This is a genomic window from Streptomyces sennicomposti, assembly GCF_019890635.1.
Taxonomy (GTDB): Bacteria; Actinomycetota; Actinomycetes; order Streptomycetales; family Streptomycetaceae; genus Streptomyces; species Streptomyces sennicomposti.
The window spans coordinates 60,849-87,657 of sequence record NZ_JAIOAB010000005.1; the positions used below are offsets into that span (position 1 = coordinate 60,849).

Consider the following 26,809-nt stretch of genomic DNA (forward strand, 5'->3'; position numbering starts at 1 on the left):
GCCGCCGTGCTCCTCGAAGTCCGCGATCTGCACGTGGAGTTCCGCACCCGCGACGGCGCCGCCCACGCCGTCAACGGGGTCACCTACGCGGTGGACGCGGGCGAGACGCTCGCGGTGCTCGGCGAGTCGGGCTCCGGCAAGTCCGTCACCGCGCAGGCGGTCATGGGCATCCTCGACATGCCGCCCGGCCGGATCACCGGCGGCGAGATCCGCTTCCAGGACCGTGACCTGCTGACGCTGAAGGAGGAGGAACGGCGGCGGGTGCGGGGCGCCGGCATGGCGATGATCTTCCAGGACGCGCTGTCGGCCCTCAACCCCGTGCTCACCGTGGGCGACCAGCTCGGCGAGATGTTCCGCGTGCACCGGGGGATGTCCCGCAGGGCGGCGCGGGCCGAGGCGGTGCGGCTGATGGACCGGGTGCGCATCCCGGCCGCCGCGCAGCGCGTCGGCGACTATCCGCACCAGTTCTCGGGCGGTATGCGCCAGCGCATCATGATCGCGATGGCGCTGGCCCTGGAGCCGGACCTGATCATCGCCGACGAGCCGACCACGGCCCTCGACGTGACCGTCCAGGCCCAGGTGATGGACCTGCTCGCGGAGCTGCGGCGCGAGTACGACATGGGGCTCGTCCTCATCACCCACGACCTCGGCGTCGTCGCCGACGTGGCCGACAAGATCGCGGTCATGTACGCGGGCCGGATCGTGGAGACGGCGCCCGTCCACGACATCTACAAGCGCCCGGCGCACCCGTACACCAGGGGCCTGCTGGACTCCGTCCCGCGCCTGGACCGCAAGGGCCGCGAGCTGTACGCGATCAAGGGACTGCCGCCCAGCCTGCGGGCGGTCCCGCCCGGCTGCGCCTTCCATCCGCGCTGCCCGATGGCCCGGGACGTGTGCCGCACCGACGTGCCGCCGCTGTACGAGGTGTCCGAAGACCGGGGCAGCGCCTGCCACTTCTGGAGGGAGTGCCTCGATGGCTGAGCCGGCCGCGCCCGGAGGGAGGGCGTCGACGACCGCGCCCGCCGAACCCGTGCTGGAGGTCAGCGGGCTCGTCAAGCACTATCCGCTCACCCAGGGCGTGCTGTTCAAGAAGCAGGTCGGCGCGGTCCGGGCGGTCGACGGGGTGGACTTCGTCCTCGGCCGGGGCGAGACCCTCGGCATCGTCGGCGAGTCCGGCTGCGGCAAGTCGACGGTCGCCAAACTGCTGTGCCATCTGGAGCGGCCGACGGCGGGCACGATCCGCTACCGCGGCGAGGACGTCACCCGGCTGTCCGGGCGCGCCCTGAAGGCCGTGCGCCGCAACGTCCAGATGGTGTTCCAGGACCCGTACACCTCCCTCAACCCCCGTATGACCGTGGGCGACATCGTCGGGGAGCCGTACGAGATCCATCCCGAGGCGGCCCCCAAGGGCGACCGGCGGCGCCGGGTGCGGGAGCTGCTGGACGTGGTCGGCCTCGACCCCGACTACGTCAACCGTTACCCGCACCAGTTCTCCGGCGGCCAGCGCCAGCGCATCGGCATCGCCCGGGGTCTCGCGCTGCGCCCGGAGGTGATCGTCGCCGACGAGCCGGTCTCGGCGCTGGACGTGTCGGTGCAGGCGCAGGTGATCAACCTGATGGAGCGGCTGCAGGACGAGTTCGACCTGTCGTACGTCTTCATCGCGCACGACCTGTCGATCGTGCGGCACATCTCCGACCGGGTGGGGGTGATGTACCTCGGCCGGATCGTGGAGACCGGCACGGACACCGAGATCTACGAGCATCCGACGCACCCGTACACCCAGGCGCTGCTGTCCGCCGTGCCGGTGCCCGACCCGGAGGCCCGCGCGCACCGCGACCGGATCATCCTCTCCGGGGACGTGCCGTCCCCGGCCGCCGTCCCCTCCGGCTGCCGCTTCCGCACCCGCTGCTTCAAGGCGCGCGAGCGGTGCGCCCTGGAGGTGCCCGAGCTGGCGGTGCCCGCCGAGTTCCGGCATCAACAGGGGCCCGCGGCCCACGACTCGGCGTGCCTGTTCGCCGCGGAGCGGCAGGTCGTGCGTTAACGCGGGGGCAACGTCGGTGAAGCGGTACCGATATACGGACGCGTCAGGCTGAACGACGTACGGCCGTGCGGGTGCCGTGGACGGGCCGGGGGCGCTTGCGCCCCCGGCCCGGTGCCGTGTGCGCGGGGGCTCAGCCGAGGCCCAGCGACCGCTTCAGGAAGTCGACCTGGAGCAGCAGCAGGTTCTCCGCGACCTGTTCCTGCGGGGTCATATGGGTGACCCCGGACAGCGGCAGCACCTCGTGCGGCCGGCCGGCGGCGAGCAGCGCGGAGGACAGCCGGAGCGCGTGGGCGACGACCACGTTGTCGTCGGCGAGGCCGTGCACGATCATCAGCGGCCGGTGCGGCTCGGCGGCCTCGGCCAGCCCGTCGTCGGTGACCAGCGAACTCTTCGCGTACGCCGCCGGGTCGGCGGCCGGGTCGCCGAGGTACCGCTCGGTGTAGTGGGTGTCGTACAGCCGCCAGTCGGTGACCGGGGCGCCCGCGATGCCCGCGTGGAAGACGTCGGGGCGGCGCAGCACGGCCAGCGCGGAGAGGTAACCGCCGTAGGACCAGCCGCGGATCGCGACCCGGGTCAGGTCCAGCGGGTAGCGCTCGGCGAGGTCGTGCAGGGCGTCGATCTGGTCGTCCAGGGTGACCGTGAAGTCGCGGTGGATCGCCTTCTCCCAGGCGGGGGAGCGGCCCGGGGTGCCGCGCCCGTCGGCGACGACCACCGCGAAGCCCTGGTCGGCGAACCACTGGGAGGTGAGGTGCGCGTTGTGCGCGGCGACCACGCGGGCGGCGTGCGGGCCGCCGTAGGGGTCGAGCAGGACGGGCAAGGGCCGTTCGGCCCCGTTGTCCTTGTCACGCGGGTAGTCCGTAGGCATAAGCACGGCGCACGGAATTTTGCGTGCGCCCCCCTCGGTGAGGGTCACGCGCGGGGAGAATCCGGGGTCCGCCGCGTGCGAGGCGATGGTCGCCACATGCTTTCCGTCCCGCAGCACCCGGACCCGGGCGCCCGGCCGGTCCAGCGTGGCGGTGGCCAGGACGGTCACGCCCCCCGCGCGCACGGCCGAGTGCACGCCGGGCTCCTGACTCACGCGCTCCCAGCCCAGCTCGTTGACCCGGTAGACGTGCACCTCGCCGGTCTCCGGAGCGGTCGCCTCCGCCCCGGCCGAGGCGGAGACCAGCACGTCGTCGGCGGTGACGTCGAGAACCGCCCGGACGTGCAACTGCGCCCCGGTGAGCGGCCGTTCGCCCACCGCGAGGACCCGCGCGCCCCCCTCGTCGGCGATCCGGACCAGGTGCCCGGACGGACTCCAGCACGGCGAACCGGGGAAAAGATCAAGCCAAGTTGCGTCCTCGTCGGCGTGCACCATCCGGGTCTGCCCGGAGTCCGGGTCCACGGCCAGATAGAGCTGGCTGCGCTGGTCGCGCGCCTGCACGAGCAGCAGCGGCGCACCCGCCGCTGACCAGTGCACTCGCGCGAGATACGGGTAGCGGGCGCGGTCCCAGACCACCTCCGTGCGGGCCCCGTCCAGGCCGATCACGAACAGCCGCACGTCCGCGTTCGCGGTGCCCGCCGCCGGGTAACGCACCTGGCCGGGCGCCTGCTCGGGCCGCGCGGGATTTGAGATCCACCACTGCTGCACCGGCGTGTCGTCCACCCGCGCCACCAGCAGCCGGTCCGACTCCGGCGCCCACCAGAAGCCCCGGGCGCGGTCCATCTCCTCGGCCGCGATGAACTCCGCGAGCCCGTAGGCGACCGACTCCGACTCCGGTTCCGCCAGCGCCCGGTCGCCGTCCCCCTCGGCGCCCACCACGCGCAGCGCCCCGCCGGCGACGTACGCGACGTGCCGCCCGTCCGGCGACGGACGCGGGTCGATCACCGGTCCGGTGACGGACAGTTCACGCGTGGTCGCGGCCCGCAACTCCGCCGTGAAAAGCCGCCCTGACAAGGCGAAAGACGCCAACTCGACGGCTGTGTCAGTGGCATATCCGACGATGCCCGCGCCGCCCTCGCGGGTGCGCTCGCGGCGGGCCCGCTCCTCGGGCGACAGATCCTCCGTGGACCCGCCGAGCAGAGCGCGCGGGTCGGCCGCGACCCGCTCCTGGAGGTCGTCCAGATCGAGGACCCGCAGCGCGTTCGCCCGGTCCGTACCGGAGTCGGAGCGCAGGAACACGACCCGGGAGGCGTCGGGGGCCACCGTGAACGCGCGCGGCGCGCCGAGGGTGAACCGCAGGGTGCGGGCGTGCCGTCGGGGGAAGGAGACAGGCTCTGTCGTCATGCCCTGACCATATTGGCCATGCGCCCCCTTGTACGACTGTGCGCGGGCTGGTGCGCGCGTGCGGATAGTTATGATCAATAGCGCACAGTGGGTATGAACGACGTGCCCGTTGTGTGGAGTTCCCTAGCCCCCATAGTCCGACCCCCGACACCCCCCGCGTCCTGGGATCTTTGGAGGTGAGCCGCCGTGGCACTCTCGATTTCGGCGGTGGTGCTGCTGGCGATCATCGTCTTCTTGTTGATCAAGAAGTCCGGACTGAAAGCAGGGCACGCCATCGTGTGCATGCTGCTCGGCTTCTACCTCGCCTCGTCGACGATCGCACCCACGATCAGCGATCTCACGACGAACATCGCGGGGATGATCGGCAGCATCAAGTTCTGAGCCGCCGGGCCGACTTGCTCCGCGCTTCCGCCGTGGGACGGGCTGAGTACCCGTCCCGGGCGGAGTGAGTACCGGCGCGTATTGCCGGGGCGTCCCCCGTGCGGCCAGGCTTTCCTTCCCGAAGGCGACGACGGAAGGAACCCCCGCGATGGACCCCAGGACGTACGCGCGGCTGTACGGCCCTCACGTGCCGGTACGGCGCACCGCGCGCCCTGCCGTCGTGGTGCTGGCCGTCGTGCTGTGGACTCTCACCCTGCTGCCGCTCGCCGGGCTGACGGCCTACATCGTCCTCGTGACCGCGTGGGGCGCGGCGGAGGGCGAGGCCGTCGGCGGCTTCCTCCTGTGGTACTTCCTCCCCTTGGCCATCGCTGCGGGCGTGCTGACCGCGCTCGCCTTCGTCCCGCCCGTCCGCCGCATGGCATGGGACAGCCGCCTGCTCCTCCTGGGAGCGGCGGCCGGCCCGGTGCTCATGGTGTTCACCGCGGGCCTGTGGGTGCTCGCGGTGTGAAGGGGTTACGCCTCGGCGGCGTAGGTGACGAAGCCGCTCCAGGCGGCCGGCGGGAACGCCAGCCGGGGACCCTGGAGGTTCTTGGAGTCACGGACGTGGATGGTGCTGGGTTCGGTGGCGACCTCTACGCAGGAGTCGCCCTCCGGGCCACTGCTGTAGCTGCTCTTGAACCAGTCCAGAGCGACTTCCACGCAGGAGTCGCCCTCGCTGCTGCTGCTGTAGCTGCTCTTGAACCACATCATGTCGGAGGTGCCCTTGGGCGAGGTGATGCGGGTCATGTCTCCCTCAGCAGTTCCTTGATGAACACAGCCGACGCGCGGGGCGTGAGGGCCTGCGTCCGGATGATTCCATACCGGAGTTCCAGGATACGGAGAGACCTGGGATCGGAGACCGGGCGGCCGTTGGCAACGGCTTGGGAGCGTCCCACCATGGAGCCGTCCTCGAACTTCAGAACCTCGATGCCGCCAGCCAGGCCCGCGTGCTCCTCGTGGTCCATCGGCATCACTTGCAGCTCGACGTTCCGCAGTTCACCGATCTCAAGCAGGTGCTCCAGTTGCTTGCGGAGATTTGCCTTCCCACCCAGAGGGCGCCGCAGGGACCACTCTTCCAGGACGAAGCTGATCTCAGGCGCTGGGTCGCGTTCGAAGATGGCCTTGCGGGCCACGCGGGCGGCGATGAACCGCTCCACCTCATCCGTCGAGTAGGCGGGACGCCGCATGAGCAGCAGCCCGCGGGCGTACTCCGGCGTCTGCAGCAATCCGTGGATGTTCAGCGGATCGTAGAGCTGAAGCTCCACCGCCCGGCTTTCCATCTGTGCCAGGTCTCGAACCTTCTTCGGATACCGAACCCTCTTCACGTCCTCCTTCATCGCCTCCACGAGGCCGTCCGCGCGGAGGATCTTCTCCGAGGTGTCCAGGTAGTCCGGGCGCGGAATCCGCTTGCCGGATTCGACCTTGTACACCATGTCCTCGCCGTAGCCCACGGCCTTGGCGAAGTCGGTGACGCGCATCCCGATCGCCTCGCGCCGCAGCCTCAACTGCCGTCCCACCGTGGCGATGACGGCCAGTGCCCAGTCGTCGTCCGGATCCACCTCCCAACCCGGCTCGTCGGGTTCCTCCGTACCGCCGCCCTCGGGTCGTACCGCCTCGTCGATGGACATGCCGCGCCCCTCCGTCGTGCCACGCCGAACTGTCACGTGCCTGCCCGCAGGGTCGCCGTCGACAGTCCGGACAGCACCGGACAACCGATGGACAGTGACCGTACGTATGCGGGCGATCACTCATCACGGTAAGCCGATTCGGCCACTCTGAGTGATGTGAATCAGGAAATCACCGCAGGCACTTCTCAAGTGGCCGTCCCCGTCCGCAACTTCAGCGTGCTGCTGTCGTGCACCCCGCGAGGGGCCCGTCTGGCCCGGCTGTTCGCCGTGGAACAGCTACGGAGCTGGGACATCCCGCAGGAGGCGGCGAGTCATGTCGTGGCCGAGCTGGCGGCCAACGCGGCCACGCACGGCCGGGTGCCCGGCCGCAGCTTCCGGCTGACGCTGTACGTGGTCGGCGGCACGCTCCGGATCGAGGTCAGCGACACGCGGGGCGACCGGCGGCCGGAGCTGAGGGAGCCGGACGCGGCCGGCGAGTCGGGGCGGGGGCTGCTGCTGGTGGAGGCGCTGGCCGACCGCTGGGGGGTGGCGGAGGAGCGGTTCCCGCGCAAGACGGTCTGGGCCGAACTGAGCCTGTCGCCACCGGAACCCGGATTCCCGCGCTCCGGTGGCGTCGGCGACTGAAAGACCAAGGACGACGGGGAAGAAAACACCCGACCAAGCCCCACCCCTCCCGCCCGTGGAGTGCGCTCACTCGGGCGGGTGAACATCCGGCTCGGGCGGTTTCGGCGGCCCCCGGCGGCTCCGCGCTCGGCGACACAACCACAGAGCGGCTGCTGCTCTCCGCCCGCGACGCGGCGCACCTCGCGCCGGGGGTGGCGGCCTGGCTGGAGCGGGAGGTCGGCCCGGCGGCCGTACGCCGGGCGCCGACGGCGGACCTGCCGTCCGAGGGCCCGCCCCGCTACCAGGACGAGCGCGCCGCAGAAGCCGGCGTCTGAGCGAGCCGCGGAACTCTGGAGGAACCTGGTGGCCGTGGACCTCTCCTTCTACAAGTCGTACCTCTCGGAAGAGATCCGTGACGAGGGCCGCGCCCAGCGGGGCGCCGAGGACATCCTGCTCGTCCTGGAGACCCGTGGCATCGACGTCCCCGACGACATCCGCGGGCGGATCACCGCGTGCGACGACCCCGAACTGCTGCGGCGCCGGCTCGCCCGTGCCGTCACCGTGCCCTCCGCCCACGAGATCTTCGCCCAGGAGGACGACGGCTGAGGGGCCGCGCGGTCGCGCCTCGTAGGGTGGTCCCATGACGGAACTGCCCTCCCGGCGTCTGCTGCTGGTGCACGCGCACCCGGACGACGAGTCGATCAACAACGGCGTGACCATGGCCCGGTACGCGGCCGAGGGCGCGCTGGTGACCCTGGTGACCTGCACCCTGGGGGAGCGGGGCGAGGTGATCCCGCCCGGGCTGCGGCACCTGACCGGCGCGGCGCTCGGCGCCCACCGCCGCACGGAACTCGCCGACGCCATGCGCGAACTGGGCGTCACCGACGTCCGGCTGCTCGGCGGCGCCGGACGGTACCGGGACTCCGGGATGATGGGCCTGCCCGACAACGACGACCCCGACTGCTTCTGGCAGGCCGACCTCGACGAGGCCGCCGGACACCTCGTCGCCGTCATCCGCGAGGTGCGCCCGCAGGTCCTCGTCACCTACGACGACCACGGCGGCTACGGCCACCCCGACCACATCCAGGCCCACCGCGTCGCCATGCGCGCCGCGGACCTCGCCGCCGACCCGGCCGTACGGCCCGACCTCGGCGCGCCCTGGCGGATCGCCCGGGTGTACTGGAACCGGACGCCGCGCGCCGTCGCCGAGGAGGCCTTCGCACGGCTCCAGGACGCGCTGCCCGCGCTGCCGTTCGACAAGTGCGCCGCCGTGGACGACGTACCCGGCGTCGTCGCCGACGACCGGATCACCGCCCGGATCGAGGGCCGGCCCGCGCACGCCGCCGCCAAGGCCGCCGCGATGGCCGCCCACGCCACCCAGATCGAGGTCGCCGGCGCGAGCTTCGCGCTCTCCAACGAGCTGGCCCAGCCCCTGTTCACCACCGAGTACTACGAAGCGGTGCGCGAGGACGGGCCCACCGGCCCCGCCGACGGCGCCGTCCGGACCGATCTCTTCGCCGGGATCGAGGAGGAGACGTCATGAGCCCGTCCCGCCGCGAGCCCGCCCAGGGCGGCCCGCTGCTCGCCCAGCCCCTCAAACCGCCGTCCGCCGGACGCGCCGCCGCCTACCTGGGACTCTTCGTGCTCGGCGCGGTCGTCGGGCTCGCCGGGGCGCTGCTGCAGGCCGCCTGGTTCCCGGGCGGGCTGCTGCTCGCGCTGGCCGGTTCGGCCGGGCTGTTCCTCGGCGGGGCGCGGGCCGCCCGCAGCCGGGGCGGGGCGGTGGCGGGCGCGGCCGGCTGGCTGATCGCCGTCATGCTGCTGACCGCCAGTCGCCCGGAAGGGGACTTCCTGTTCGCGGCGGGCGGAGGCTCCTATCTCTTCCTGCTCGGCGGCATGGCGTTGGCTGTGATCTGTGCCACTTTGGGGCGTGGCCGGTAACCGCGGTGGCCACGGCGTCCGACTTGGTGATGGACGTACCACTTCTTCCCATCACTCCCGTGCGCGTCCGGTGTGGTTTTCCACAACGGTCCCGGGATAGGCGTGGGAAGCGGCCAGTATGGTGGTGCGCGCCGCCGAGCTGCCCGCAGAGTGAGGTCGTGACGGGCGGCGGAGCCAACCGGGAGAACCTGCCTTGAGTCGTGAAACTGACACTCCGTCCTCCGGGCCCAACGGGCGCGGCGGAGCCGCCTACCCCTCGGGGACCCCGCCGTACGGCATCCCGGCGGTGTCCGACGACGGCGCGGACGCGGGCCGTTCGGCCACGCGGCCGGAGGAACGCAAGACCGAGACCACGCTGACGACCCGGATCCGGATCAACATCCCCGGGTCCCGGCCGATCCCGCCCGTGGTCGTGCGCAAGACCGTCGGCGAGAACGGGACCGCGACCGAGGCCGAGGGCGACGCCGCTTTGGGCTCCGGCGGTGCCAAGCGCGCCAACGGCGCGAACGGCGCCCGGGGTTCACGCGGCCCCAAGGGGTCCGGCGCGAGCCCGGCCGCCGGTGACGGCGTCCGCGGCGACCTGTCCGGACCGGGCGACGCCCCGCTGACCGGCGGCGCCGGTGAGCCGTCCGCCGCCGAAGGCGCGGCGCCCGCCGAGGAGAAGCCCACCAGCGACTGGTTCGCACCCCGCAAGCCCCAGTCGGGCAAGGGCGGTCAGGGCACAGGCGGCACCAACGGCGCCGGACTGCCCGGCGGTTCGGGCGCGGCGGCCGGGAACGGCGCCGGGGCGGGCCTCGGCCCCTCCGGGCAGGCCGCGTCCGGTGCGGGCGCGGCGGCCCCCGCGGCCTCCGGTCCCGGCGCGTCCGGCGGCGGCCGTCCGGCGCCCGGCGGGCGGCCCGGCGGTGTGGTCGGCTCCATGAACATGCCCGGCGGCGGCGCGCGCACCGGCTCCACCAATGGCGCCGGTCTGCCCGGCGCCACCGGCGGTCCCGTGGCCCCCGGCCACGGCGGCGGCACCGGCTCCTTCGACGTGACCGAGGCGCTGGCCGCGGGCCCGCTCTCCGGCGGCTCCCGCCCCGGCGGCGGCGAACCGCGCCGCGACGACCTCCCCTACTTCACGGAGAACGGCCAGGGCGACCAGGCCGGCTACGACCACCAGGGCGGCGCGGCGGGCGCTCCCGGCGGCACCAACGGCGCGGGCGTGCCCGGCGGCCCCGGCGGTCCGGCAGGCTCCGGCGGCCGGCGCGGCCCCGCAGGACCGACCGGCGGTCCGGTGACCGGCGACGGCGCGCTGTACGCGGCCGCCGCGGGCGGCCCCGGCGCCGCGACCGGTCCGAACCCGACGGCCGGTCCCGGCGCGCACACCGCCCACCCCGGCGGCGGTCTGAGCGACGACACCGCGATCCTCACCCCGCAGAAGCCCGCCCCCGAACCGGGCGCGGGAGGCAGGCCGGGACGGCCGGACAACGTCTCCGGTCACACCGTCACCAGCGGCATGCCGGTCATCACGCCCGGCGCGGACTCGCCGTTCCGGCCGGGCGCGGACGGCGACGGGTCGGCCTCCCCGGCGTTCCCGAAGCTGTCCGAGCTGCCCCAGCCGGGCGCCGCGCCCGCCAAGCCCGCCAAGGGCAAGGCGGCCAAGGGCAAGGCGGCGAAGGCCGGCAAGAAGAAGGGCCGCAGCAAGCTGGTGCTGCTCTGCGGCGGCCTGGTCCTCGTCGCCGGCGTCGCCTACGGCGCCGGACTGCTGATGAACCACTCCGACGTGCCCAAGGGCACCACCGTGCTCGGCGTGGACATCGGCGGCGGCACCCGTGACGACGCGGTCAAGAAGCTCGACGACGCCTTCAAGGACCGGGTCGGCCGGCCGCTGAAGCTGTCCGTCGACGGCCGCACCGTCACCCTCAAGCCGGATCAGGCCGGACTCCAGTTCGACACCCAGGCCACCGCCAGCGCCGCCGCCACCAGCGACTACAACCCCGTCTCGGTGATCGGCTCGCTGTTCGGCAACCACCGGGTGGTCGAACCGCAGATGCCCGTGGACGAGGAGAAGCTCCAGGCCGCCCTGCAGAACGCCGCGGGCGGCGCCGGTTCGAACGACGGCACCATCAAGTTCGAGCCGGGCAAGGCCGTCGCCGTGTACGGCAAGCCGGGCAAGGGCATCGACGCCGCCCGCTCGGCCCGCGCGGTCGAGCAGGCGTACCGCACCCAGGTGGAGACCGGCGCCGCCACCCCGGTGCAGGTGGCCACCACCAGCCGGCAGCCCACGGTGTCCAACGCCGAGGTCGACCGCATGATGAAGAAGTTCGCCGAACCGGCGATGTCGAACGCCGTCTCGGTCACGGCGGGACCCGGGCATGTGGTGCTGTTCAGCCCCCAGAAGTCGCTGTGGAAGTTCCTCCAGGTCAAGGCCGTCAACGGCAAGCTGGTCGACTCCTACGACGAGGCGAGGCTCAAGGACCTGTACGGCGGGGCCTTCGACGGCGTCCTGATCACCCGGGGCACCGGCCAGAAGACGCCCGTCACGGTCCAGGACGTGATCAGCGCCCTGCGCCCGGCCCTGATGAGCAAGACCAACCGCGTCGGCGTCATCGACACGAACCCCAGCTGACGGCGTGGCGGTGAGGGGGCGGCCGGTGTGACACCGGCCGCCCCCTCCGCCGTACCCCGCCAGGTCGCGCCCTGCCCCGCCCTGTCCTGCCCGGCCCTGTCATGCCCTCCGCATGACATCTGTCATCCCGCGCTCAGGACCCCCGACACTGCCGCCCGCCCCCGCCCCCCGGCCAGGATGGGGGCATGACGACGACAGCGGAGACCGCCGCGGCGAAGGCCACCTCGGTGGTGGCGTTCGACCAGGTGACCAAGAGCTACGGGAACGTACGGGCCGTGGACGGACTGTCCCTCGCCCTGCACCCGGGGGAGACCGTGGCCCTGCTCGGGCCGAACGGGGCCGGCAAGTCCACCACCCTGGACCTGCTGCTCGGCCTCAAGCACGCCGACAGCGGCACCGTCTCCGTCTTCGGCACCGGCCCCCGCGAGGCGATTGTCGCCGGGCGCGTCGGCGCGATGCTCCAGAGCGGCGGGCTGATGGAGGAGGTCACCGTCGCCGAACTGGTGCGCCTCGCCTGCGATCTGCACCCCAAGCGGTTCAAGGTCCAGGACGTGATGGCCCGCGCCGGTGTCTCCCAGATCGCCGACCGCAAGGTCAACAAGCTCTCCGGCGGCCAGGCGCAGCGCGTCCGCTTCGCCCTCGCCACCGCGGGCGACAGCGATCTGATCGTGCTGGACGAGCCGACCACCGGCATGGACGTCTCCGCCCGCCAGGCCTTCTGGGCCACCATGCGCGAGCAGGCCGACCAGGGTCGTACGGTGCTGTTCGCCACCCACTACCTGGAGGAGGCCGACGCCATCGCCGACCGGGTGCTCGTGCTGCACCGGGGCCGGCTGCTGGCCGACGGCACCGCCGCCGAGATCAAGGCGAAGGCCGGCGCCCGCAGCGTCCGCTTCGACCTGGAGGGCGTCATCGACGAGACCGCCCTGCGCGGCCTGCCCTTCCTCACCTCCCTGGACGTCAGCGGCCAGACCGTCCGCATCCAGTCCGCCGACGCCGACGCGACCGTCCACGCCCTGTACGGGCTCGGCGTCTACCCCCGCAATCTCGAAGTCGCCGGGCTCGGTCTCGAGCAGGCGTTCGTCGCCATCACCGAGGCCGAGGAGGCCAAGCAGTCGTGACCAGCCTCATCAAGCTCGAACTCGCCCGCGCCCTGCGCAACCGCAAGTTCCTGTTCTTCTCGGTGCTCTACCCCTCGATCCTGTTCCTGATCTTCTCCAGCAGCTCCGGCTCCGACGACCGGGTCGACGGCACCGGCCTGACCGTCGCCACCTACCTGATGGTGTCGATGGCCTCCTTCGGCGCGCTGACCGCCGTCCTCATGGGCAACAGCGAGCGCATCGCCAAGGAGCGCGAGAGCGGCTGGGTGCGGCAACTGCGCCTGACCAGCCTGCCCGGCCGCGGCTACGTCCTCGCCAAGACCGCCGGCGCCGCCGTGGTCAGCCTGCCGTCCATCGTCGTCGTCTTCGCCGTCGCCGGGGCGATCAAGCACGTACGCCTCGACGCCTGGCAGTGGCTGGCCCTGACCGGCGTCATCTGGGCCGGCAGCCTGGTCTTCGCCGCGCTCGGCGTCGCCATCGGCTACCTCGCCAGCGGGGACGCCGTCCGCCCCATCACCATGATCATCTACTTCGGCCTGTCGATCCTCGGCGGTCTGTGGATGCCCTCCACCACCTTCCCGCAGTGGCTCCAGGACATCGCCGAGTGGCTGCCCACGCACGCGTACGCTGCTCTGGGACGGGCGATCGAACAGAGCCAGGCCCCCGGCGCCCAGGACATCGCCGTGCTCGCCGTCTACTTCGTCCTGTTCGCGGGCGGCGCGGCCTGGCTGTACCGGAAGGACACGCTGAAGGCGTGAGCGTCATGACCGAGGACCGCGGCCGCGAGCGGGACGACCGCCTGATCACCATGGGCCAGTCGCCCCGCAACCGCCGCGAAGTGCTGCGCAAGATCGTGTGGATCGGCGTCTGGCTGGTCTTCCTCAGCTCGCCGGTCCACGACCTGGCCGCCGGCAACCACAGCGCCGCCGGCCGGGTGGGCGGCTGGACGGGCCTGGCGGTCTTCGTCGCCGCCTACCTGGCGCTGGTCTTCCGGAACTGGGGCCGCCCCTTCCGCCGCCGGACCGTCGTCGGCCTCATCGTCTTCCTCGGCGCCCTGGCCGTCCTGCTCTGCCTCACCCTCGGCCCGGCCTGGCTCGGCCTGTTCTGCTACGTCTCCGTCGCCTGCGGGGCCACCCTGCCGGTGCGGGCCGCCTACGGGGCGATCCCCGCGACCGCCGCCGTGATGATGCTGACCGGCCTCGGCACCGACGTGGCCGACGCCCGGAGCCTCATCCTGCTGGTGCTGCTCATCGGCTTCGCGATGGTGGGCGTCAGCCAGCTCGTGCGCACCACGATCGAACTGCGCGAGGCCCGGGCCACCGTCGCGCAGCTCGCCGCCAACGAGGAACGGCTGCGCCTCGCCCGCGACCTGCACGACCTGCTCGGGCACTCGCTCTCCCTGATCACCCTCAAGAGCGAGCTGGCCGGGCGGATGCTGCCCGGCCACCCCGACAAGGCCGCCCAGCAGGTCGCCGACATCGAGCAGGTCAGCCGGCAGGCCCTGGTCGACGTCCGCGAGGCCGTCACCGGCTACCGCCGCCCCCGCCTGGCCGCCGAGCTGGCCGGAGCGCGGGTCGCGCTCACCGCGGCCGGGGTGGAGGCGCGGCTGCCCGCCGAACCCGGCCTCGACGACGTGTCCGAGGAGAGCGAGTCCGCCCTCGCGTGGGCGCTGCGCGAGGCTGTCACCAACGTCGTCCGGCACAGCGGCGCCCGCTGGTGCGCGGTGGACCTGGTGCGCCGCGAGACCCTGGACGGGCCGGTGCTGGAACTGTCCGTGGAGGACGACGGCCAGGGCGGCGCGGGCGGGCTGCCCGGCAACGGCCTGACCGGGCTGTCCGAACGGCTGCAGAAGGCCGGCGGCATGCTGGAGGCGGGCCGCCTCAAGCGCGGCTTCCGGCTGGTCGCGCGGGTCCCGCGGGCCGCCGCCGCGCGGGTGCCGCAGGGCGGGGGAGGGGACGTAGGATCCCCGGCATGAGCAGCACGATCAAGGTCCTCCTGGCCGAGGACCAGTCGATGGTCCGCGAGGCCCTGGCCGCCCTGCTCGGCCTCGAGGACGACATCGAGGTCGTGGCCCAGGTGGCGCGCGGCGACGAGGTCGTCGCGGCGGCGCGCGCGCACGGCGTGGACGTCGCCCTGCTCGACATCGAGATGCCCGGCTGCACCGGCATCGAGGCCGCCGCCCGGCTGCACCGGGAACTGCCCGCGGTGAAACTGGTCGTCCTCACCACCTTCGGCCGCCCCGGCTATCTGCGCAGCGCCATGGAGGCGGGCGCCGACGCGTTCCTCGTCAAGGACGCACCGGCCGCGCAGCTCGCCGCCGCCGTGCGCAAGGTGCTGGCCGGCGAGCGCGTCATCGACCCCACGCTCGCCGCGGCGGCCCTCGCCGAGGGCGCGAACCCGCTGACCGACCGGGAGCGCGAGGTGCTGCGCGCCGCCGCCGACGGCTCCACCAACGCCGAGCTGGCCGCCGTCCTCCACCTCTCCCAGGGCACGGTCCGCAACTACCTCTCCACCGCGATCCAGAAACTCGCCGTCCGCAACCGCGCGGAGGCGGTGCGCACGGCCCGGGAGAAGGGCTGGCTGTAGGGGCCGCCGGTGGCCGCCGACGCCCGGTTCGGAGGGGGCCGGCTCAGCCGCGTGGCCCGGTGCGGCACGGGGCGCGGCTCGCCGCGTGACCCGGTTCAGCGGGGGCCGCGGCTCAGTCGCGTGACGCGGTTCGGTACGGCCCGTGGCTCAGTTCAGCAGCGCGCGGGCCGCCTGCGCCTGGCCCCTGACCTGCTCCGCCGTGGACTCGTCCACCACCGACACCAGATCCGCGTACGCCTCCAGCTCCAGCGCGCCGCCCACGAAGTCGCCGCGCTGCACGAGCAGCTGGGCGCGCTCGTAGCGCAGCCGGGCCGGGTGCGAGGGCAGGACCAGCGACAGTTCGACCGCCCACAGGGCCACGTCCGAGCGCTCGGGCCGCACCGCCGCCCACGCGCGGACGTTGTTCAGGATGCGCAGCACCACGTCCAGCGGATCGGCGGGCTCCAGCATCGAGGGCTTGAGCGGGGCACCCGTCGCCCCGGCAACCAGCAGCTCGGCGTCGGCCCCGGTGAGCACCCGCCCGCCGTCGAACGGATCGGCGAGGACCTGCTCGCCGGCCGGGCCGAACCCGACCACGAAGTGCCCCGGCAGCGCGACCCCGTACACCGGCGCACCGGCCCGCCGGGCGACCTCCATCCACACCACCGACAGCAGGATCGGCAGCCCGCGCCGCCGCCGCAGCACCTCGTGCAGCAGCGAGGAGTCCAGCCGCTGGTAGTCGGCGGCCGAGCCGCCGAACCCGTACCGCTCGCCCAGCAGCTCGCACAGCGCCCGCGCCCAGGCCAGCGGCCCGCCCGGCCGGTACGGCAGCTCCCCGGCCAGCCGGTCCAGCTCCATCTGCGCCGCGTCCAAGCCGTCCTCGTCCAGCGCGCCGTCGCCCGCCGCGCCGACCAGCAGGCACAGCGCGGACAGGTCGGGCCGCTCGCTCCGCGCTTCCTCGGCGAACCGCCGGAGCACCTCGGCGGACCGCTCCGGCGGCGGGGGACAGGGAGCGCCCATGGCCAGTTCGTACCCGCTCACGAGGGACCCTCTACCTCTGCGGGCTTCGGCGCGGGGCCTGCCGCCGAATCCGGCGCGCGGTAGTGGTGGTAGGCGTGATGGGGCGCGAAGCCGAGGCGGGCGTACAGCTCGCGGGCGCCCGTGTTGTCGCTCTCCACCTGGAGCCAGCCGGCCGACGCGCCCTCCTCCAGGGCCCGCCCGGCGAGCGCCGCCATGACCGCGGTCGCCAGACCCCGCCGCCGCAGCGCCGGGTCCACCTCCACGGCGGCGAAGGACGCCCACCGCCCGTCCACGACACAGCGCCCGATCGCGGCGGGCGCGCCTTCGCCCTCACCGGGCACGGACGCGAACCACACCGAGGGACCGCCGCCCAGGACCTTCAGGGCCACTTCGCTCACCCCCTTGCGCTGATACCGCGCAAGCCACGCCTCGTCGGCCGTGCGGGACAGCACGACCCCGGCTCCACCGGCGCCCTCGGCCCGGTCGGCGACCGGCGCCAGCGCGCCGGTCCACAGCTCGGCGGTCACCTCGCGCACCCAGCCCCGCCGCTCCAGCTCCGCGCACAGCAGCTCCTGCGTGCCCTCGGCGCCGGTGGCGGTCTGGACGTACGCGGGCAGCCCGCGCTCGCCGTACCAGCGTCGTACGGCGGCCAGGGCCGCGTCGAGCGGAACGCCGGGATCGCCGAGCGGCAGCACGGAGTTGGCCCGCCGCGTGAACCCCCCGGCGCCCCGCAGCTCCCAGTCACCGAGCCGCTCGCTCTCCACCGGCGGCCACGCCCGCGCGGCGACCCGGGCGAGTTCCGCGTAGGAGGCCGCGGGACCGCGCCGGCGCGCCGGGGCCGGGGGCACGACCTTCCCCGCGACCAGCGACGTCTCCGCGATCCGGACGGTCCGACCGTCCTTTTGTGTGATCAGCAGCACACCGTCGGTCCATGATGTGAGAACGCCGACCGTGTCGGTGAACTTCGCGCCCGTACCACCCGTTTCGGCCAAGCGCCGCACGGAGACCCGTTTCCCCACGTCAGCAGCGGTGATACGGACCACGAGTCGTCCTGCGGCCGAGATTTCCACAGGTCAGTTCACCCCTCCTGTTCGGATCATGCCCAAGAACGGAGATACTAGAGGGGGCATCGACGACGCCGCGCTCCCGCGCGCCAGGCGGCGGAGCCTGTGGAGGCCCGCCAGCGCCCTATCGAGGAGGAACGACAGCGTGACCTACGTCATCGCGCAGCCTTGTGTCGACGTGAAGGACAAGGCGTGCATCGAGGAGTGCCCGGTCGACTGCATCTACGAGGGCCAGCGGTCCTTGTACATCCACCCGGACGAATGCGTCGACTGTGGTGCCTGTGAGCCGGTCTGCCCGGTCGAGGCGATCTTCTACGAGGACGACGTGCCGGAGGAGTGGAAGGACTACTACAAGGCCAACGTCGAGTTCTTCGACGAGCTGGGCTCCCCCGGCGGCGCCAGCAAGCTGGGCCTGATCGAGCGTGACCACCCGTTCGTCGCCGCGCTCCCGCCGCAGGCCGAATAGCCGTCCGGCGGCACCAGGGCCCGACCGAAGGCCCTTCGCCGCGCCGCCTCGGTCCCGTACGGCCTAGGGCCTGTATGGAGTTCCCCGCCTGCCCCGCGACGCCCGGCACGGCACCTCGCCGCACGGCCGCTCCGCCCGAGTACGCCCAGTACGAGGCCGAAGCGGCCGCACAGCGATGCACCGCACCGAACGCCGCGAGGCCGCCCTCCGGGCGACGACGGGGAACTCCATACAGGCCCTGATCGCCCCTGGCGCTCGGCCGCCGTACGGGACCGAGGCGTTTTCCGTCGCAGAAAGTGAGCCTGATCCCCGTGTCCGCAGTCTCCGACCGGCTTCCCGTCTTCCCCTGGGACAAGCTGGAGCCGTACAAGAAGACGGCCGCCGCCCACCCGGACGGCATCGTCGACCTGTCCGTCGGAACGCCGGTCGACCCGGTGCCCGAGCTGATCCAGAAGGCGCTCATCGCGGCGGCCGACTCGCCGGGCTACCCGACCGTCTGGGGCACCCCCGAGCTGCGCGACGCGATCACCGGCTGGGCCGAGCGCCGCCTCGGCGCCCGCGACGTCACCCACCGCCACGTCCTGCCGATCGTCGGCTCCAAGGAACTGGTCGCCTGGCTGCCCACCCAGCTGGGCCTCGGCCCCGGCGACACGGTCGCCTTCCCGCGCCTGGCCTACCCGACCTACGAGGTCGGCGCCCGCCTCGCCCGCGCCGGGCACCTCGCCTACGACGACCCGACCGAGCTGGACCCGGCCGGGCTCAAGCTGCTCTGGCTGAACTCGCCGTCCAACCCCACCGGCAAGGTCCTCGGCAAGGACGAGCTGACCCGGATCGTGGCCTGGGCCCGCGCGCACGGCGTCCTCGTCGTCTCCGACGAGTGCTACCTCGAACTCGGCTGGGAGGCCGACCCGGTCTCGATCCTCCACCCGGACGTCAACGGCGGCTCCTACGACGGCCTGGTCGCCGTCCACTCGCTGTCCAAGCGCTCCAACCTGGCCGGCTACCGCGCCGCCTTCCTGGTCGGCGACCCGGCCGTCCTCGGCCCGCTGCTGGAGATCCGCAAGCACGGCGGCATGATGACCTCCGCGCCCACCCAGGCGGCCGTCGTGGCGGCCCTCGGCGACGACGCCCACGTCCACGAGCAGCGCGAGCGCTACGCCGCCCGCCGCACCCGGCTGCGCGAGGCGCTGCTCGGCCACGGCTTCCGCATCGAGCACAGCGAGGCCGGCCTCTATCTGTGGGCGACCCGGGACGAGTCCTGCTGGGACACGGTGGCCCACCTCGCCGAGCGCGGCATCCTGGTCGCGCCGGGCGACTTCTACGGCCCGGCCGGCGACCGGTTCGTCCGCGTCGCCCTCACGGCGACGGACGAGCGGATCGCGGCGGCGGCCGCCCGCCTCTGAGCCCGCCGGGGCTTCGCGCACAGCACGACGGGGGTCCAGGTTTCTCCTGGACCCCCGTCGGGGCGTTCGCGGCGCGGGAGCGCCTCCGCTCAGCTCAGCGGCAGACCCGAGACCGGCAGGCCCTTCGCGGCCGGCACGCCGCCCTTGGTGGCGGTCTTCGCGGTGTCGCCGAGGACGCCGCCCGCGGAACCGGCCGCGTCGCCGGCCGCCTTCTGCGCCACCGGGGCGGTCTGCTTGACGAGCTTGCCGCCGGTCTTGCCGGCGGTCGGCACGGTCTGCTTGACCGCCTTGCCGCCGGTGTCGCCCGCGACCCCGGTGACGTGCTGCGCGGCGCCGTCCACGGTGTTGCCGACGTGCGCCCCGTCCAGCGCGGTCAGACCGCCGAGGTTGGGGTTGGCGGGCAGCTGCGGGGCAGCGCCGGCGGAGCCGGCCGCACCGACCCCGGCAGCCGCTCCCGCAGCGACGAGCAGCGCGGCACGGGCGATCCGGCGGGTCAGGGGGAGGGACATGTTGCTCCTTCGACGGAAGTGAACCTGAAGTCTTCGACCCGGCCCGGAAGTTGACCCTCCGGGCTCGGACGCAGTGACTACCGCTCGAAGCCCGCGAAGGTTGCGGCGCGCCGACGTAAAGAGTTGGCAATGTGTCGCATTATCGGTTCCGGAGGAAGTAGGACAAAACGCACCCCGAGGGAGAGGGTGTCGTGTCCCTGCTGCCCCGTGTTCCCAAGGGTTTCGGTGATCACGGGGGTGACGGCACGAAAACCTGCGCACCCCGCCGCCCGGACCCGCGTCACATGACCCGGCCGAGCGACGGACCGCACGGCTGTCCGGGCGCCGGGAGCGGACCCGGCGGCCCGGCGCGGCGGTTGGGCGGGACCGGCTCAGCCGCCCGTCGTGATGCGCACCGCGCCCGCCGCGCCCGCCGACCCGTCGCCGTTCTTCGCGTCCGTGGCGTGCCACTGCCCGTCGGTCACCCCGGCGGTCCACTCCCGCCCGGCGTACGCCACCCGCTCGATGTGCAGCGCGGAGGCGTTGGCCACCGCCCAGTGCGCCAACTGCCAGCCCCGCTCCAGCACATCGCGTCCGTCGGCGCCGCCGCGGGCGGGCACCGGCAGCGTCACGGTCCGGTCGCCCGAGTCCGAGCCCGTGCCCGAGTCCGAGCCCGGGGAGGCCGCGCTCGGCGAGGGCGTCGGCGTCGCCGCGCCGCCCACCTCCGCGCCGGCCTCCTCGACCGCGTCCCGCCCGAAGTCCCGTACCAGGGCGGCCCGTACCGCGTCCGGGCCCGTGGTCCGGGCGGTGCCGGGACGGCCCTGGCAGGTCAGGGTGGCCGCCGCGCGCCCGGTGAGGGCGGCGGCGAGCAGGGTGGCGTCCGGCTCGTGCTTGGCGTACGCCTCCGGGAAACCGCTGCGCTGCACCCGCTGCGCGGCCACGGTCAGCGGCAGCCGCTGGTAGTCGGGCACCTTGGCCAGGTGCTCGTAGAACATGCCCGCCGCGTAGGCCGGGTCCATGATCTCCTTCGGGGTGCCCCAGCCCTGCGAGGGCCGCTGCTGGAACAGGCCGAGGGAGTCCCGGTCGCCGTGCTCGATGTTGCGCAGGCCCGACTCCTGCAGGGCGGTCGCCAGCGCGATGGTCACGGCCCGCTCGGGCAGCCCGCGGTTGGTGCCGACGGCCGCGATCGTCGCCGCGTTCACCGCCTGCTCCGGCGTGAACTCGTACGACGCGGCGCCTCCGTCGGCGGAGACGACCTTGCAGCCCGGCCCGGTGCCGCCCGTGACGTACTGCACCACGAGATAGCCGGCGACCGCGAGCAGGACGACGAGGGCCGCCCCGGTCCTGAGGAGGCGGCCACGGCGCTTCGAAGAGGAGGACGGCTCTGACACGCGTACAAGGTACTGGAGGCGAAGGGGGCTGCCGAGTCCGGTGCGGGCAATGTGCTGCGGCACACGGCCGGTTCGCCGGGTTAGGGTCCAGAACATGCCCGACACACCGCTTGACCTCACGTTGGACGCCGCGCGGCTGACCGCGCGGCTCGTCGACTTCCGCTCGGAGAGCGGCACGGAGAAGCCGCTCGCCGACGCGATCGAGGCCGCCCTGCGCGCCCTGCCGCACCTGACCGTGGACCGCCACGGCAACAACGTCGTGGCCCGCACGAACCTCGGCAGGTCCGAGCGCGTGATCCTGGCCGGCCACATCGACACCGTGCCGATCGCGGACAACGTCCCCTCCCGGCTGGACGAGGACGGCGTCCTGTGGGGCTGCGGCACCTGCGACATGAAGTCCGGCGTGGCCGTGCAGCTGCGCATCGCGGCTACCGTCCCGGCCCCCAACCGCGACCTGACGTTCGTCTTCTACGACAACGAGGAGGTCGCCGCCGAGCTGAACGGTCTGGGGCACGTCGCCGAGGCCCACCCGGACTGGCTGGCGGGCGACTTCGCGATCCTGCTGGAGCCCTCCGACGGCGAGGTCGAGGGCGGCTGCCAGGGCACCCTGAGGGTCCTGCTGAAGACCGCGGGGGAGCGGGCCCACTCGGCGCGCTCCTGGATGGGCTCCAACGCCATCCACGCCGCCGCGCCCATCCTGCGCCGGCTCGCCGAGTACCAGCCGCGGTACCCGGTCATCGACGGCCTGGAGTTCCGCGAGGGCCTCAACGCGGTGCGGATCTCGGGCGGCGTGGCCGGCAACGTCATCCCCGACGAGTGCGTCGTCACCGTCAACTTCCGCTACGCGCCCGACCGTACGGAGGAGGAGGCGATCGCCCACGTCCGCGAGGTGTTCGAGGGCTGCGGCGTCACGGAGTTCGTGATCGACGACCACAGCCCCGGCGCCCTGCCCGGTCTCGGCCGGCCGGCCGCGGCGGCCTTCGTGGCGGCGGTCGGCGGCACCCCGAAGCCCAAGTTCGGCTGGACGGATGTGTCGCGGTTCTCCGCGCTGGGCATCCCTGCGGTCAACTACGGACCGGGCGATCCGCTCCTCGCGCACAAGCGGGACGAGCGGGTGGAGACCGCGAAGATCCTGGCCGGCGAGGAACGGCTGCGCGCCTGGCTGACCGACTGAACCGCGGGCCGGGCGCCGCGCAGCCGGGCGGACACGCCGAGGTCCCCCGCCCGTAACCCGAGTGGATCTACGCTGAGGTGGAACGTCCTGCGAGCGGAGGGAGCGCACATGCCTACTGGCAATCCCGAGGGCAAGAAGCAGCCACCGGACGAGCAGCGCCTGGGGCCGGTCCTCCGACGGCGGGGCGCGGTCCAGGCCAGCACCACCGACCAGCGGCTGCTGGACGAGCGCGCCCCCACCGACTGGGTGCACACCGACCCCTGGCGGGTCCTGCGCATCCAGTCGGAGTTCATCGAGGGCTTCGGCACCCTGGCCGAACTCCCGCCCGCCATCAGCGTGTTCGGCTCCGCCCGCACCCCGGTGGACTCGCCGGAGTACGAGGCGGGGGTGCGGCTCGGGCGGGGTCTGGTCGAGGCGGGCTTCGCGGTGATCACGGGCGGCGGCCCGGGCGCGATGGAGGCGGCGAACAAGGGCGCGTGCGAGGCCGGCGGCACCTCGGTCGGCCTCGGCATCGAGCTGCCCTTCGAGCAGGGCCTGAACCCCTACGTCGACATCGGCCTGAACTTCCGCTACTTCTTCGTCCGCAAGATGATGTTCGTGAAGTACGCCCAGGGCTTCGTCGTCCTGCCCGGCGGCCTCGGCACCCTGGACGAACTCTTCGAGGCCCTCACCCTCGTCCAGACCAAGAAGGTCACCCGCTTCCCCATCGTCCTGTTCGGCACGAAGTACTGGGGCGGCCTGGTGAACTGGCTGGAGAACACCCTGATCGCCGAGGGCAAGGCGGCAGCGGCGGACCTCACCCTGTTCCACGTCACGGACGACGTGGAGGAAGCGGTGGCTTTGATGTCGAAGGAAGCGGGCAAGTAGCGCCCTTCAGGGGCGCGGCTGTGTCGATGTGCGGCTCCGCCGCGTGGGCGCGCCCCGCAGGGCGACCGGATGGCAGCGCCCGTAAGGCGACGGGGGACTGCAGCGCCCCGTAAGGGGCGCGGGGAACTGCGCGACCAGCCCCCACCGGCCCGCAGCCGCGAACGCACCCCCGCCCCCACCCCCTGAGGCGCAGGCCCGCAGGGCCACCGGGGGCCAGGGGCACAGCCCCAGGCCCCCACCCCCCTACGCCAGCCCCCGCCGGGCCACAGCAGGCCCACGATGCCCGGCAATCGCCCCCACCATCTCCACCACCTGCCGAGTCTCGGCAACCTCATGCACCCGGTACACCTGCGCCCCCAGCCACGCCGACACGGCGGTAGTGGCCAGCGTCCCCACCACCCGCTCCTTCACGGGCCGGTCCAACGTCTCCCCCACGAAGTCCTTGTTGGACAACGACACCAGCACCGGCCACCCGGTGGCCACCATCTCCCCCAGCCGCCGAGTCGCCTCGAGGCTGTGCCGGGTGTTCTTCCCGAAGTCGTGCCCGGGATCGATCAGCACCGACTCCCGAGGCACCCCCAGAGCGACGGCCCGCTCGGCCAGCCCCACGGTCACGTCCAGGATGTCCGCCATCACGTCCTCGTAGGTCACCCGATGCGGCCGGGTCCGCGGCTGCGCACCCCCCGCATGCGTGCACACCAACCCCACCCCGTACCGCGCGGCGACCTCCGCGAGCCGCGGATCGACGCCGCCCCACGCGTCGTTCAGCAGATCCGCCCCCGCCTCGCACACGGCCTCGCCGACCTCCGCCCGCCAGGTGTCCACGCTGATGACCACCTCGGGGAACCGCCGCCGCACCTCGGCCACGAAACCGACCGTCCGCCGCGCCTCCTCCTCGGCGGACACCTCCTCGCCGGGCCCCGCCTTCACCCCGCCGATGTCGACGATCGCGGCCCCCTCGGCGACGGCCTGCTCCACCCGGGCCAGCGCCGGCTCGTCGCGGAACGTGGCCCCCTGGTCGTAGAAGGAGTCCGGGGTCCGGTTCACGATCGCCATGATCACCGGCTCGTGCGTGTCGAATTCACGCCTGCCCAGCCTGAGCATCCCCTGTGACCTCTCCTCGTCCGCTGTCGGTCTTCGGCCGCCTGCGACCCTAACCGTCAGCGTCGCATGGCACGATCGGACCCTGACACATACGACGGACTCCGTGGGGACCCCAGCGATGGTTATGTTCTTGTTCCTGGTCGTGGCGCTCGCCGTCGTGGTCGCCGCGGTCACCCTCGCGGTGGTGGGCGGCGGCGAGGGCCGCGGGCCGCTGGCCGAGGCGCCGCCCGAGCTGGTGTACGACCCGCTGCCGGCCGACCGCCCGCTCGGCCGCGCCGACGTGGAGAGCCTGCGCCTGCCGGTCACCGTCCGCGGCTACCGGATGGCCGACGTGGACGACGCCCTCGGCCGCCTCGGCGCGGAGCTGGCCGAGCGCGACGCCCGGATCGCCGACCTGGAGTCGGCCCTGGCCGGCGCCCGCGCCGCCGCGGCCCACGTACGCCTGGCCAAGCCCGAAGCGGAGGACCAGCAGTGACCGACGACGCCCCGACGGCCGCCGCCCGGACGACCGCCGCGCCGAAGGCCGCACCGAAGCCCGCGGGCGACGCCGCCCCGGCCGACGCGCTGACCACCGAGGCCACCGTCGGCGCCGCGATCACGGCGGGCGCGCCGGTCGCGGGCCCGGACGGCGGCCTGCGCTGCCCGTGGGCGCTGTCCGCGCCCGAGTACGTGGCGTACCACGACGAGGAGTGGGGCCGCCCGGTCCACGGCGACGACGCCCTCTACGAACGTCTCAGCCTGGAGGCGTTCCAGTCCGGCCTGTCGTGGATCACGATCCTGCGCCGCCGCGAGGGCTTCCGCACGGCCTTCGCCGGGTTCGAGATCGCCGCGGTGGCCCGTTTCACGGACGACGACCGCGAACGCCTGCTCGCCGACGCGGGCATCATCCGCAATCGCGCCAAGATCGACGCGACCCTCGCCAACGCGCGCGTGCTGGCCGACTGGGCCCCGGGCGACCTGGACGCCCTGATCTGGTCCCACGCCCCCGACCCGGACGGCCGTACGGCGCCGCGGTCCCTGGGCGACGTCCCGGCCGTCACGCCCGAGTCCACGGCCCTGTCCAAGGCCCTGAAGAAGCGCGGCCTGCGCTTCGTCGGCCCGACGACGGCGTACGCCCTGATGCAGGCCTGCGGCCTGGTCGACGACCACCTCGCCGCCTGCGTCGCGCGCCGCCGCCCCTGAGCGGTCGGGGCGCGGGCGCGCGGCGGACAGGGGCCGGACGGGGCGCGGGCGCGCGGCGGGCAGGGGCCGGACGGGCAGCGGGTCAGGCGGGGCCGGGCAGGGTCAGCGACCCAGGTACTTCGGCTTCTCCTTGTTGACGAACGCCTGTACGGCGATCGCGTGGTCCTCGGACTGGCCCGCCCGCCCCTGCAGCTCGTCCTCCTTCTCCAGGGTCTCGGCCAGCGAATGCGTCAGACCGTAGGCCACGGCCTCCTTGAGCGCCGCGTACGCCACCGTCGGGCCCTCGGCGAGGCCCCGCGCGACCTTCTCGGCCTCGGCGCGCAGCTCGGCCGCCGGCACCACCCGGTTGGCGATCCCCAGCTCGTAGGCCTCCTGCGCGGAGATGCTGCGCGGGAAGAGCAGCAGATCGGCGGCGCGGCCGGGGCCCACCACGCGCGGCAGGGTCCAGGAGATGCCGGAGTCCGCGGTGAGCGCCACGCCCGCGAAGGAGGTGTTGAAGGCGGCGGTGTCCGCCACGATCCGGTAGTCGGCGGCGAGCGCGAAGCCGAAGCCCGCGCCGGCGGCCACGCCGTTGACCGCGGCCACCACCGGCTTCGCCGCGCCGGCCAGGGCGCGCACGATCGGGTTGTAGTGCTCGGCGACGGTGCTCATCGTCCGGCCCTCGCCGCTCTCCCGGTCGGCGGCCAGCAGCCCGATGTGCTCCTTGAGGTCCTGTCCCACGCAGAACGCCCGGTCCCCGGCCGCGGTGAGCAGCACGGCGCGCACGGCGGCGTCGCCCGCCGCGGCCTCGGCGGCGTCGCGCAGGGCGACCTTGGTCGCGGCGTCGAGCGCGTTCATCGCCTCGGGGCGGTTGAGCGTGATCGTCGCGAGTCCGTCGCTCACCTCGTAGAGCACGGTGTCGGCCATGGGACATCCCCTCCGGTGTCGCGGCACTGACGTACCGCTCAGTACGTTGCTGGGTCCGAAGGACAGCATGACGGAGATCACCGGCCGCGGCGCGGAGCGGTCGTGTGACCTGCGTCAAAGAAATACGACGTGCCAGGTGGCGGGGGATGCCGGCGCGGGGGCGCAGTATCGCAGCCACATCGCCGAATTGGGTGGTTTTGCTCGCGCGCGTTGCCCAAGCGATGCCTACTGATGTTGGTCATCGGGTCCTGGGATGCGGGATAATGGCTGGGAAGCAATGTGTTCGATGCCGGTGTCGCGTGTCCTGGGCTGTTTTGGGCACGGTTCGCGCGTGCCCTTCGGTGGGGCGTCGGCTTTGACGATGAGCTGGGTTTCAGGAAGGGGAACGAGCATGGCGGCCATGAAGCCGCGGACGGGTGATGGCCCGCTCGAGGTGACCAAGGAGGGGCGGGGCATCGTCATGCGCGTTCCGCTCGAAGGCGGCGGTCGACTCGTCGTCGAGCTGACCCCTGACGAGGCCGACGCGCTCGGCGACGCCCTCAAGAAGGTCGTCGGCTGACGCGCAAGCGACCATA

General features: G+C 73.4%; 29 protein-coding genes and 2 pseudogenes. 22 read left to right on the forward strand and 9 right to left on the reverse strand.

The features are described from left to right. The first annotated feature begins 6 nt into the window (after window positions 1-6). Together K7787_RS04605 and K7787_RS04610 are read left to right on the forward strand one after the other, a co-directional pair. Window positions 7-981 carry an ABC transporter ATP-binding protein gene (locus K7787_RS04605; RefSeq protein WP_164393408.1) on the forward strand — a complete coding sequence of 325 codons (975 nt, stop codon included), beginning with the start codon at window positions 7-9 and terminating at the stop codon, window positions 979-981. After that, window positions 974-2,041, forward strand: coding sequence for an ABC transporter ATP-binding protein (locus K7787_RS04610; RefSeq protein WP_009190438.1), 1,068 nt, complete (start codon window positions 974-976; stop codon window positions 2,039-2,041). Before K7787_RS04605 ends, K7787_RS04610 begins: the two co-directional genes overlap by 8 nt. 130 nt (window positions 2,042-2,171) lie before the next feature. Here K7787_RS04610 and K7787_RS04615 read toward each other — a convergent pair whose 3' ends face one another. Next, window positions 2,172-4,307 carry a prolyl oligopeptidase family serine peptidase gene (locus K7787_RS04615; RefSeq protein ID WP_223000575.1) on the reverse strand — a complete coding sequence of 712 codons (2,136 nt, stop codon included), beginning with the start codon at window positions 4,305-4,307 and terminating at the stop codon, window positions 2,172-2,174. 186 nt (window positions 4,308-4,493) lie between these two features. On the opposite strand from K7787_RS04615, the gene K7787_RS04620 reads away from it, so the two are divergent. Both K7787_RS04620 and K7787_RS04625 read left to right on the forward strand, forming a co-directional pair. Further along, window positions 4,494-4,688, forward strand: coding sequence for a hypothetical protein (locus K7787_RS04620; RefSeq protein WP_009190440.1), 195 nt, complete (start codon window positions 4,494-4,496; stop codon window positions 4,686-4,688). Between the two features lie 148 nt (window positions 4,689-4,836). Further along, window positions 4,837-5,196: a hypothetical protein gene (locus K7787_RS04625; protein ID WP_199293664.1), complete on the forward strand. Its 360-nt coding sequence runs from the start codon at window positions 4,837-4,839 to the stop codon at window positions 5,194-5,196. Window positions 5,197-5,201: 5 nt separating this feature from the next. Here the strand turns inward: K7787_RS04625 and K7787_RS04630 are convergent, their stop codons facing one another. Together K7787_RS04630 and K7787_RS04635 are read right to left on the reverse strand one after the other, a co-directional pair. Next, on the reverse strand, window positions 5,202-5,474 hold the full coding sequence (locus tag K7787_RS04630) for a DUF397 domain-containing protein (RefSeq protein ID WP_247720540.1): 273 nt from the start codon (window positions 5,472-5,474) through the stop codon (window positions 5,202-5,204). Next, window positions 5,471-6,355 carry a helix-turn-helix domain-containing protein gene (locus K7787_RS04635; RefSeq protein WP_164393414.1) on the reverse strand — a complete coding sequence of 295 codons (885 nt, stop codon included), beginning with the start codon at window positions 6,353-6,355 and terminating at the stop codon, window positions 5,471-5,473. Before K7787_RS04635 ends, K7787_RS04630 begins: the two co-directional genes overlap by 4 nt. A gap of 156 nt (window positions 6,356-6,511) precedes the next feature. Between K7787_RS04635 and K7787_RS04640 the strand changes: the two genes are divergently transcribed. The 10 genes and pseudogenes from K7787_RS04640 to K7787_RS04680 all read left to right on the forward strand — a co-directional run bounded on the left by K7787_RS04640 (window position 6,512) and on the right by K7787_RS04680 (window position 15,190). After that, window positions 6,512-6,979 carry an ATP-binding protein gene (locus K7787_RS04640; RefSeq protein ID WP_223000576.1) on the forward strand — a complete coding sequence of 156 codons (468 nt, stop codon included), beginning with the start codon at window positions 6,512-6,514 and terminating at the stop codon, window positions 6,977-6,979. A 146-nt stretch (window positions 6,980-7,125) separates the two neighbouring features. After that, window positions 7,126-7,248, forward strand: a pseudogene (locus K7787_RS31570) (helix-turn-helix domain-containing protein); the annotation flags it as partial. Window positions 7,249-7,297: 49 nt separating this feature from the next. After that, window positions 7,298-7,564: pseudogene (locus K7787_RS04645) on the forward strand (hypothetical protein); the annotation flags it as partial. A 34-nt stretch (window positions 7,565-7,598) separates the two neighbouring features. Further along, window positions 7,599-8,501 carry an N-acetyl-1-D-myo-inositol-2-amino-2-deoxy-alpha-D-glucopyranoside deacetylase gene (gene mshB, locus K7787_RS04650; protein ID WP_223000578.1) on the forward strand — a complete coding sequence of 301 codons (903 nt, stop codon included), beginning with the start codon at window positions 7,599-7,601 and terminating at the stop codon, window positions 8,499-8,501. After that, the gene (locus K7787_RS04655) at window positions 8,498-8,896 is read left to right on the forward strand and encodes a DUF6113 family protein (RefSeq protein ID WP_009190447.1); all 399 of its coding nucleotides are present in this window, start codon (window positions 8,498-8,500) and stop codon (window positions 8,894-8,896) included. Before mshB ends, K7787_RS04655 begins: the two co-directional genes overlap by 4 nt. A gap of 193 nt (window positions 8,897-9,089) precedes the next feature. Next, window positions 9,090-11,504, forward strand: coding sequence for a hypothetical protein (locus K7787_RS04660; RefSeq protein ID WP_223000579.1), 2,415 nt, complete (start codon window positions 9,090-9,092; stop codon window positions 11,502-11,504). Between the two features lie 185 nt (window positions 11,505-11,689). Then, on the forward strand, window positions 11,690-12,625 hold the full coding sequence (locus K7787_RS04665) for an ABC transporter ATP-binding protein (RefSeq protein ID WP_009190449.1): 936 nt from the start codon (window positions 11,690-11,692) through the stop codon (window positions 12,623-12,625). Next, a complete protein-coding gene (locus K7787_RS04670; protein ID WP_009190450.1) occupies window positions 12,622-13,362 on the forward strand; it encodes an ABC transporter permease in 741 nt (246 codons plus the stop codon). The genes K7787_RS04665 and K7787_RS04670 overlap by 4 nt, the downstream gene beginning before the upstream one ends. 5 nt (window positions 13,363-13,367) lie before the next feature. Further along, the gene (locus K7787_RS04675; RefSeq protein WP_223000637.1) at window positions 13,368-14,579 is read left to right on the forward strand and encodes a sensor histidine kinase; all 1,212 of its coding nucleotides are present in this window, start codon (window positions 13,368-13,370) and stop codon (window positions 14,577-14,579) included. Next, entirely contained in the window at window positions 14,576-15,190 is a 615-nt protein-coding gene (locus K7787_RS04680; RefSeq protein WP_223000580.1) for a response regulator transcription factor, read from the forward strand. The genes K7787_RS04675 and K7787_RS04680 overlap by 4 nt, the downstream gene beginning before the upstream one ends. A 147-nt stretch (window positions 15,191-15,337) precedes the next feature. On the opposite strand, the gene K7787_RS04685 is transcribed toward K7787_RS04680, so the two are convergent. Both K7787_RS04685 and K7787_RS04690 read right to left on the reverse strand, forming a co-directional pair. Continuing rightward, a complete protein-coding gene (locus K7787_RS04685) occupies window positions 15,338-16,189 on the reverse strand; it encodes a transglutaminase family protein (RefSeq protein WP_037724443.1) in 852 nt (283 codons plus the stop codon). A gap of 17 nt (window positions 16,190-16,206) precedes the next feature. Next, a complete protein-coding gene (locus tag K7787_RS04690) occupies window positions 16,207-17,259 on the reverse strand; it encodes a GNAT family N-acetyltransferase (RefSeq protein WP_223000581.1) in 1,053 nt (350 codons plus the stop codon). Between the two features lie 139 nt (window positions 17,260-17,398). On the opposite strand from K7787_RS04690, the gene fdxA reads away from it, so the two are divergent. Together fdxA and K7787_RS04700 are read left to right on the forward strand one after the other, a co-directional pair. Continuing rightward, window positions 17,399-17,719 (forward strand): ferredoxin, encoded by a 321-nt coding sequence (fdxA, locus tag K7787_RS04695; protein WP_018571242.1) that lies wholly within the window; start codon window positions 17,399-17,401, stop codon window positions 17,717-17,719. A 311-nt stretch (window positions 17,720-18,030) separates the two neighbouring features. Further along, on the forward strand, window positions 18,031-19,122 hold the full coding sequence (locus K7787_RS04700) for a bifunctional succinyldiaminopimelate transaminase/glutamate-prephenate aminotransferase (RefSeq protein ID WP_009190456.1): 1,092 nt from the start codon (window positions 18,031-18,033) through the stop codon (window positions 19,120-19,122). 89 nt (window positions 19,123-19,211) lie between these two features. On the opposite strand, the gene K7787_RS04705 is transcribed toward K7787_RS04700, so the two are convergent. Further along, window positions 19,212-19,631: a hypothetical protein gene (locus K7787_RS04705; protein ID WP_019980308.1), complete on the reverse strand. Its 420-nt coding sequence runs from the start codon at window positions 19,629-19,631 to the stop codon at window positions 19,212-19,214. 371 nt (window positions 19,632-20,002) lie between these two features. After that, window positions 20,003-21,001 carry a heavy metal transporter gene (locus K7787_RS04710; RefSeq protein ID WP_223000582.1) on the reverse strand — a complete coding sequence of 333 codons (999 nt, stop codon included), beginning with the start codon at window positions 20,999-21,001 and terminating at the stop codon, window positions 20,003-20,005. 94 nt (window positions 21,002-21,095) lie between these two features. On the opposite strand from K7787_RS04710, the gene dapE reads away from it, so the two are divergent. Continuing rightward, entirely contained in the window at window positions 21,096-22,175 is a 1,080-nt protein-coding gene (gene dapE / locus K7787_RS04715; RefSeq protein WP_223000583.1) for a succinyl-diaminopimelate desuccinylase, read from the forward strand. Between the two features lie 108 nt (window positions 22,176-22,283). Beyond that, on the forward strand, window positions 22,284-23,042 hold the full coding sequence (locus K7787_RS04720) for an LOG family protein (RefSeq protein WP_009190460.1): 759 nt from the start codon (window positions 22,284-22,286) through the stop codon (window positions 23,040-23,042). A 243-nt stretch (window positions 23,043-23,285) separates the two neighbouring features. Here the strand turns inward: K7787_RS04720 and folP are convergent, their stop codons facing one another. Then, window positions 23,286-24,146: a dihydropteroate synthase gene (gene folP, locus K7787_RS04725; protein WP_223000584.1), complete on the reverse strand. Its 861-nt coding sequence runs from the start codon at window positions 24,144-24,146 to the stop codon at window positions 23,286-23,288. A gap of 118 nt (window positions 24,147-24,264) precedes the next feature. Between folP and K7787_RS04730 the strand changes: the two genes are divergently transcribed. Beyond that, complete coding sequence (locus K7787_RS04730) at window positions 24,265-24,621, forward strand: DivIVA domain-containing protein (protein ID WP_009190462.1); 357 nt, start codon at window positions 24,265-24,267, stop codon at window positions 24,619-24,621. Between the two features lie 119 nt (window positions 24,622-24,740). Beyond that, a complete protein-coding gene (locus tag K7787_RS04735) occupies window positions 24,741-25,328 on the forward strand; it encodes a DNA-3-methyladenine glycosylase I (RefSeq protein WP_223000638.1) in 588 nt (195 codons plus the stop codon). 102 nt (window positions 25,329-25,430) lie between these two features. Here K7787_RS04735 and chcB read toward each other — a convergent pair whose 3' ends face one another. After that, window positions 25,431-26,234 (reverse strand): 2-cyclohexenylcarbonyl CoA isomerase, encoded by an 804-nt coding sequence (gene chcB / locus K7787_RS04740; protein WP_223000585.1) that lies wholly within the window; start codon window positions 26,232-26,234, stop codon window positions 25,431-25,433. 67 nt (window positions 26,235-26,301) lie between these two features. On the opposite strand from chcB, the gene K7787_RS04745 reads away from it, so the two are divergent. Next, the gene (locus tag K7787_RS04745) at window positions 26,302-26,466 is read left to right on the forward strand and encodes a hypothetical protein (protein WP_156301908.1); all 165 of its coding nucleotides are present in this window, start codon (window positions 26,302-26,304) and stop codon (window positions 26,464-26,466) included. A 159-nt stretch (window positions 26,467-26,625) separates the two neighbouring features. Beyond that, the gene (locus tag K7787_RS04750; protein ID WP_003966491.1) at window positions 26,626-26,793 is read left to right on the forward strand and encodes a DUF3117 domain-containing protein; all 168 of its coding nucleotides are present in this window, start codon (window positions 26,626-26,628) and stop codon (window positions 26,791-26,793) included. The last annotated feature ends 16 nt before the right edge of the window (window positions 26,794-26,809 follow it).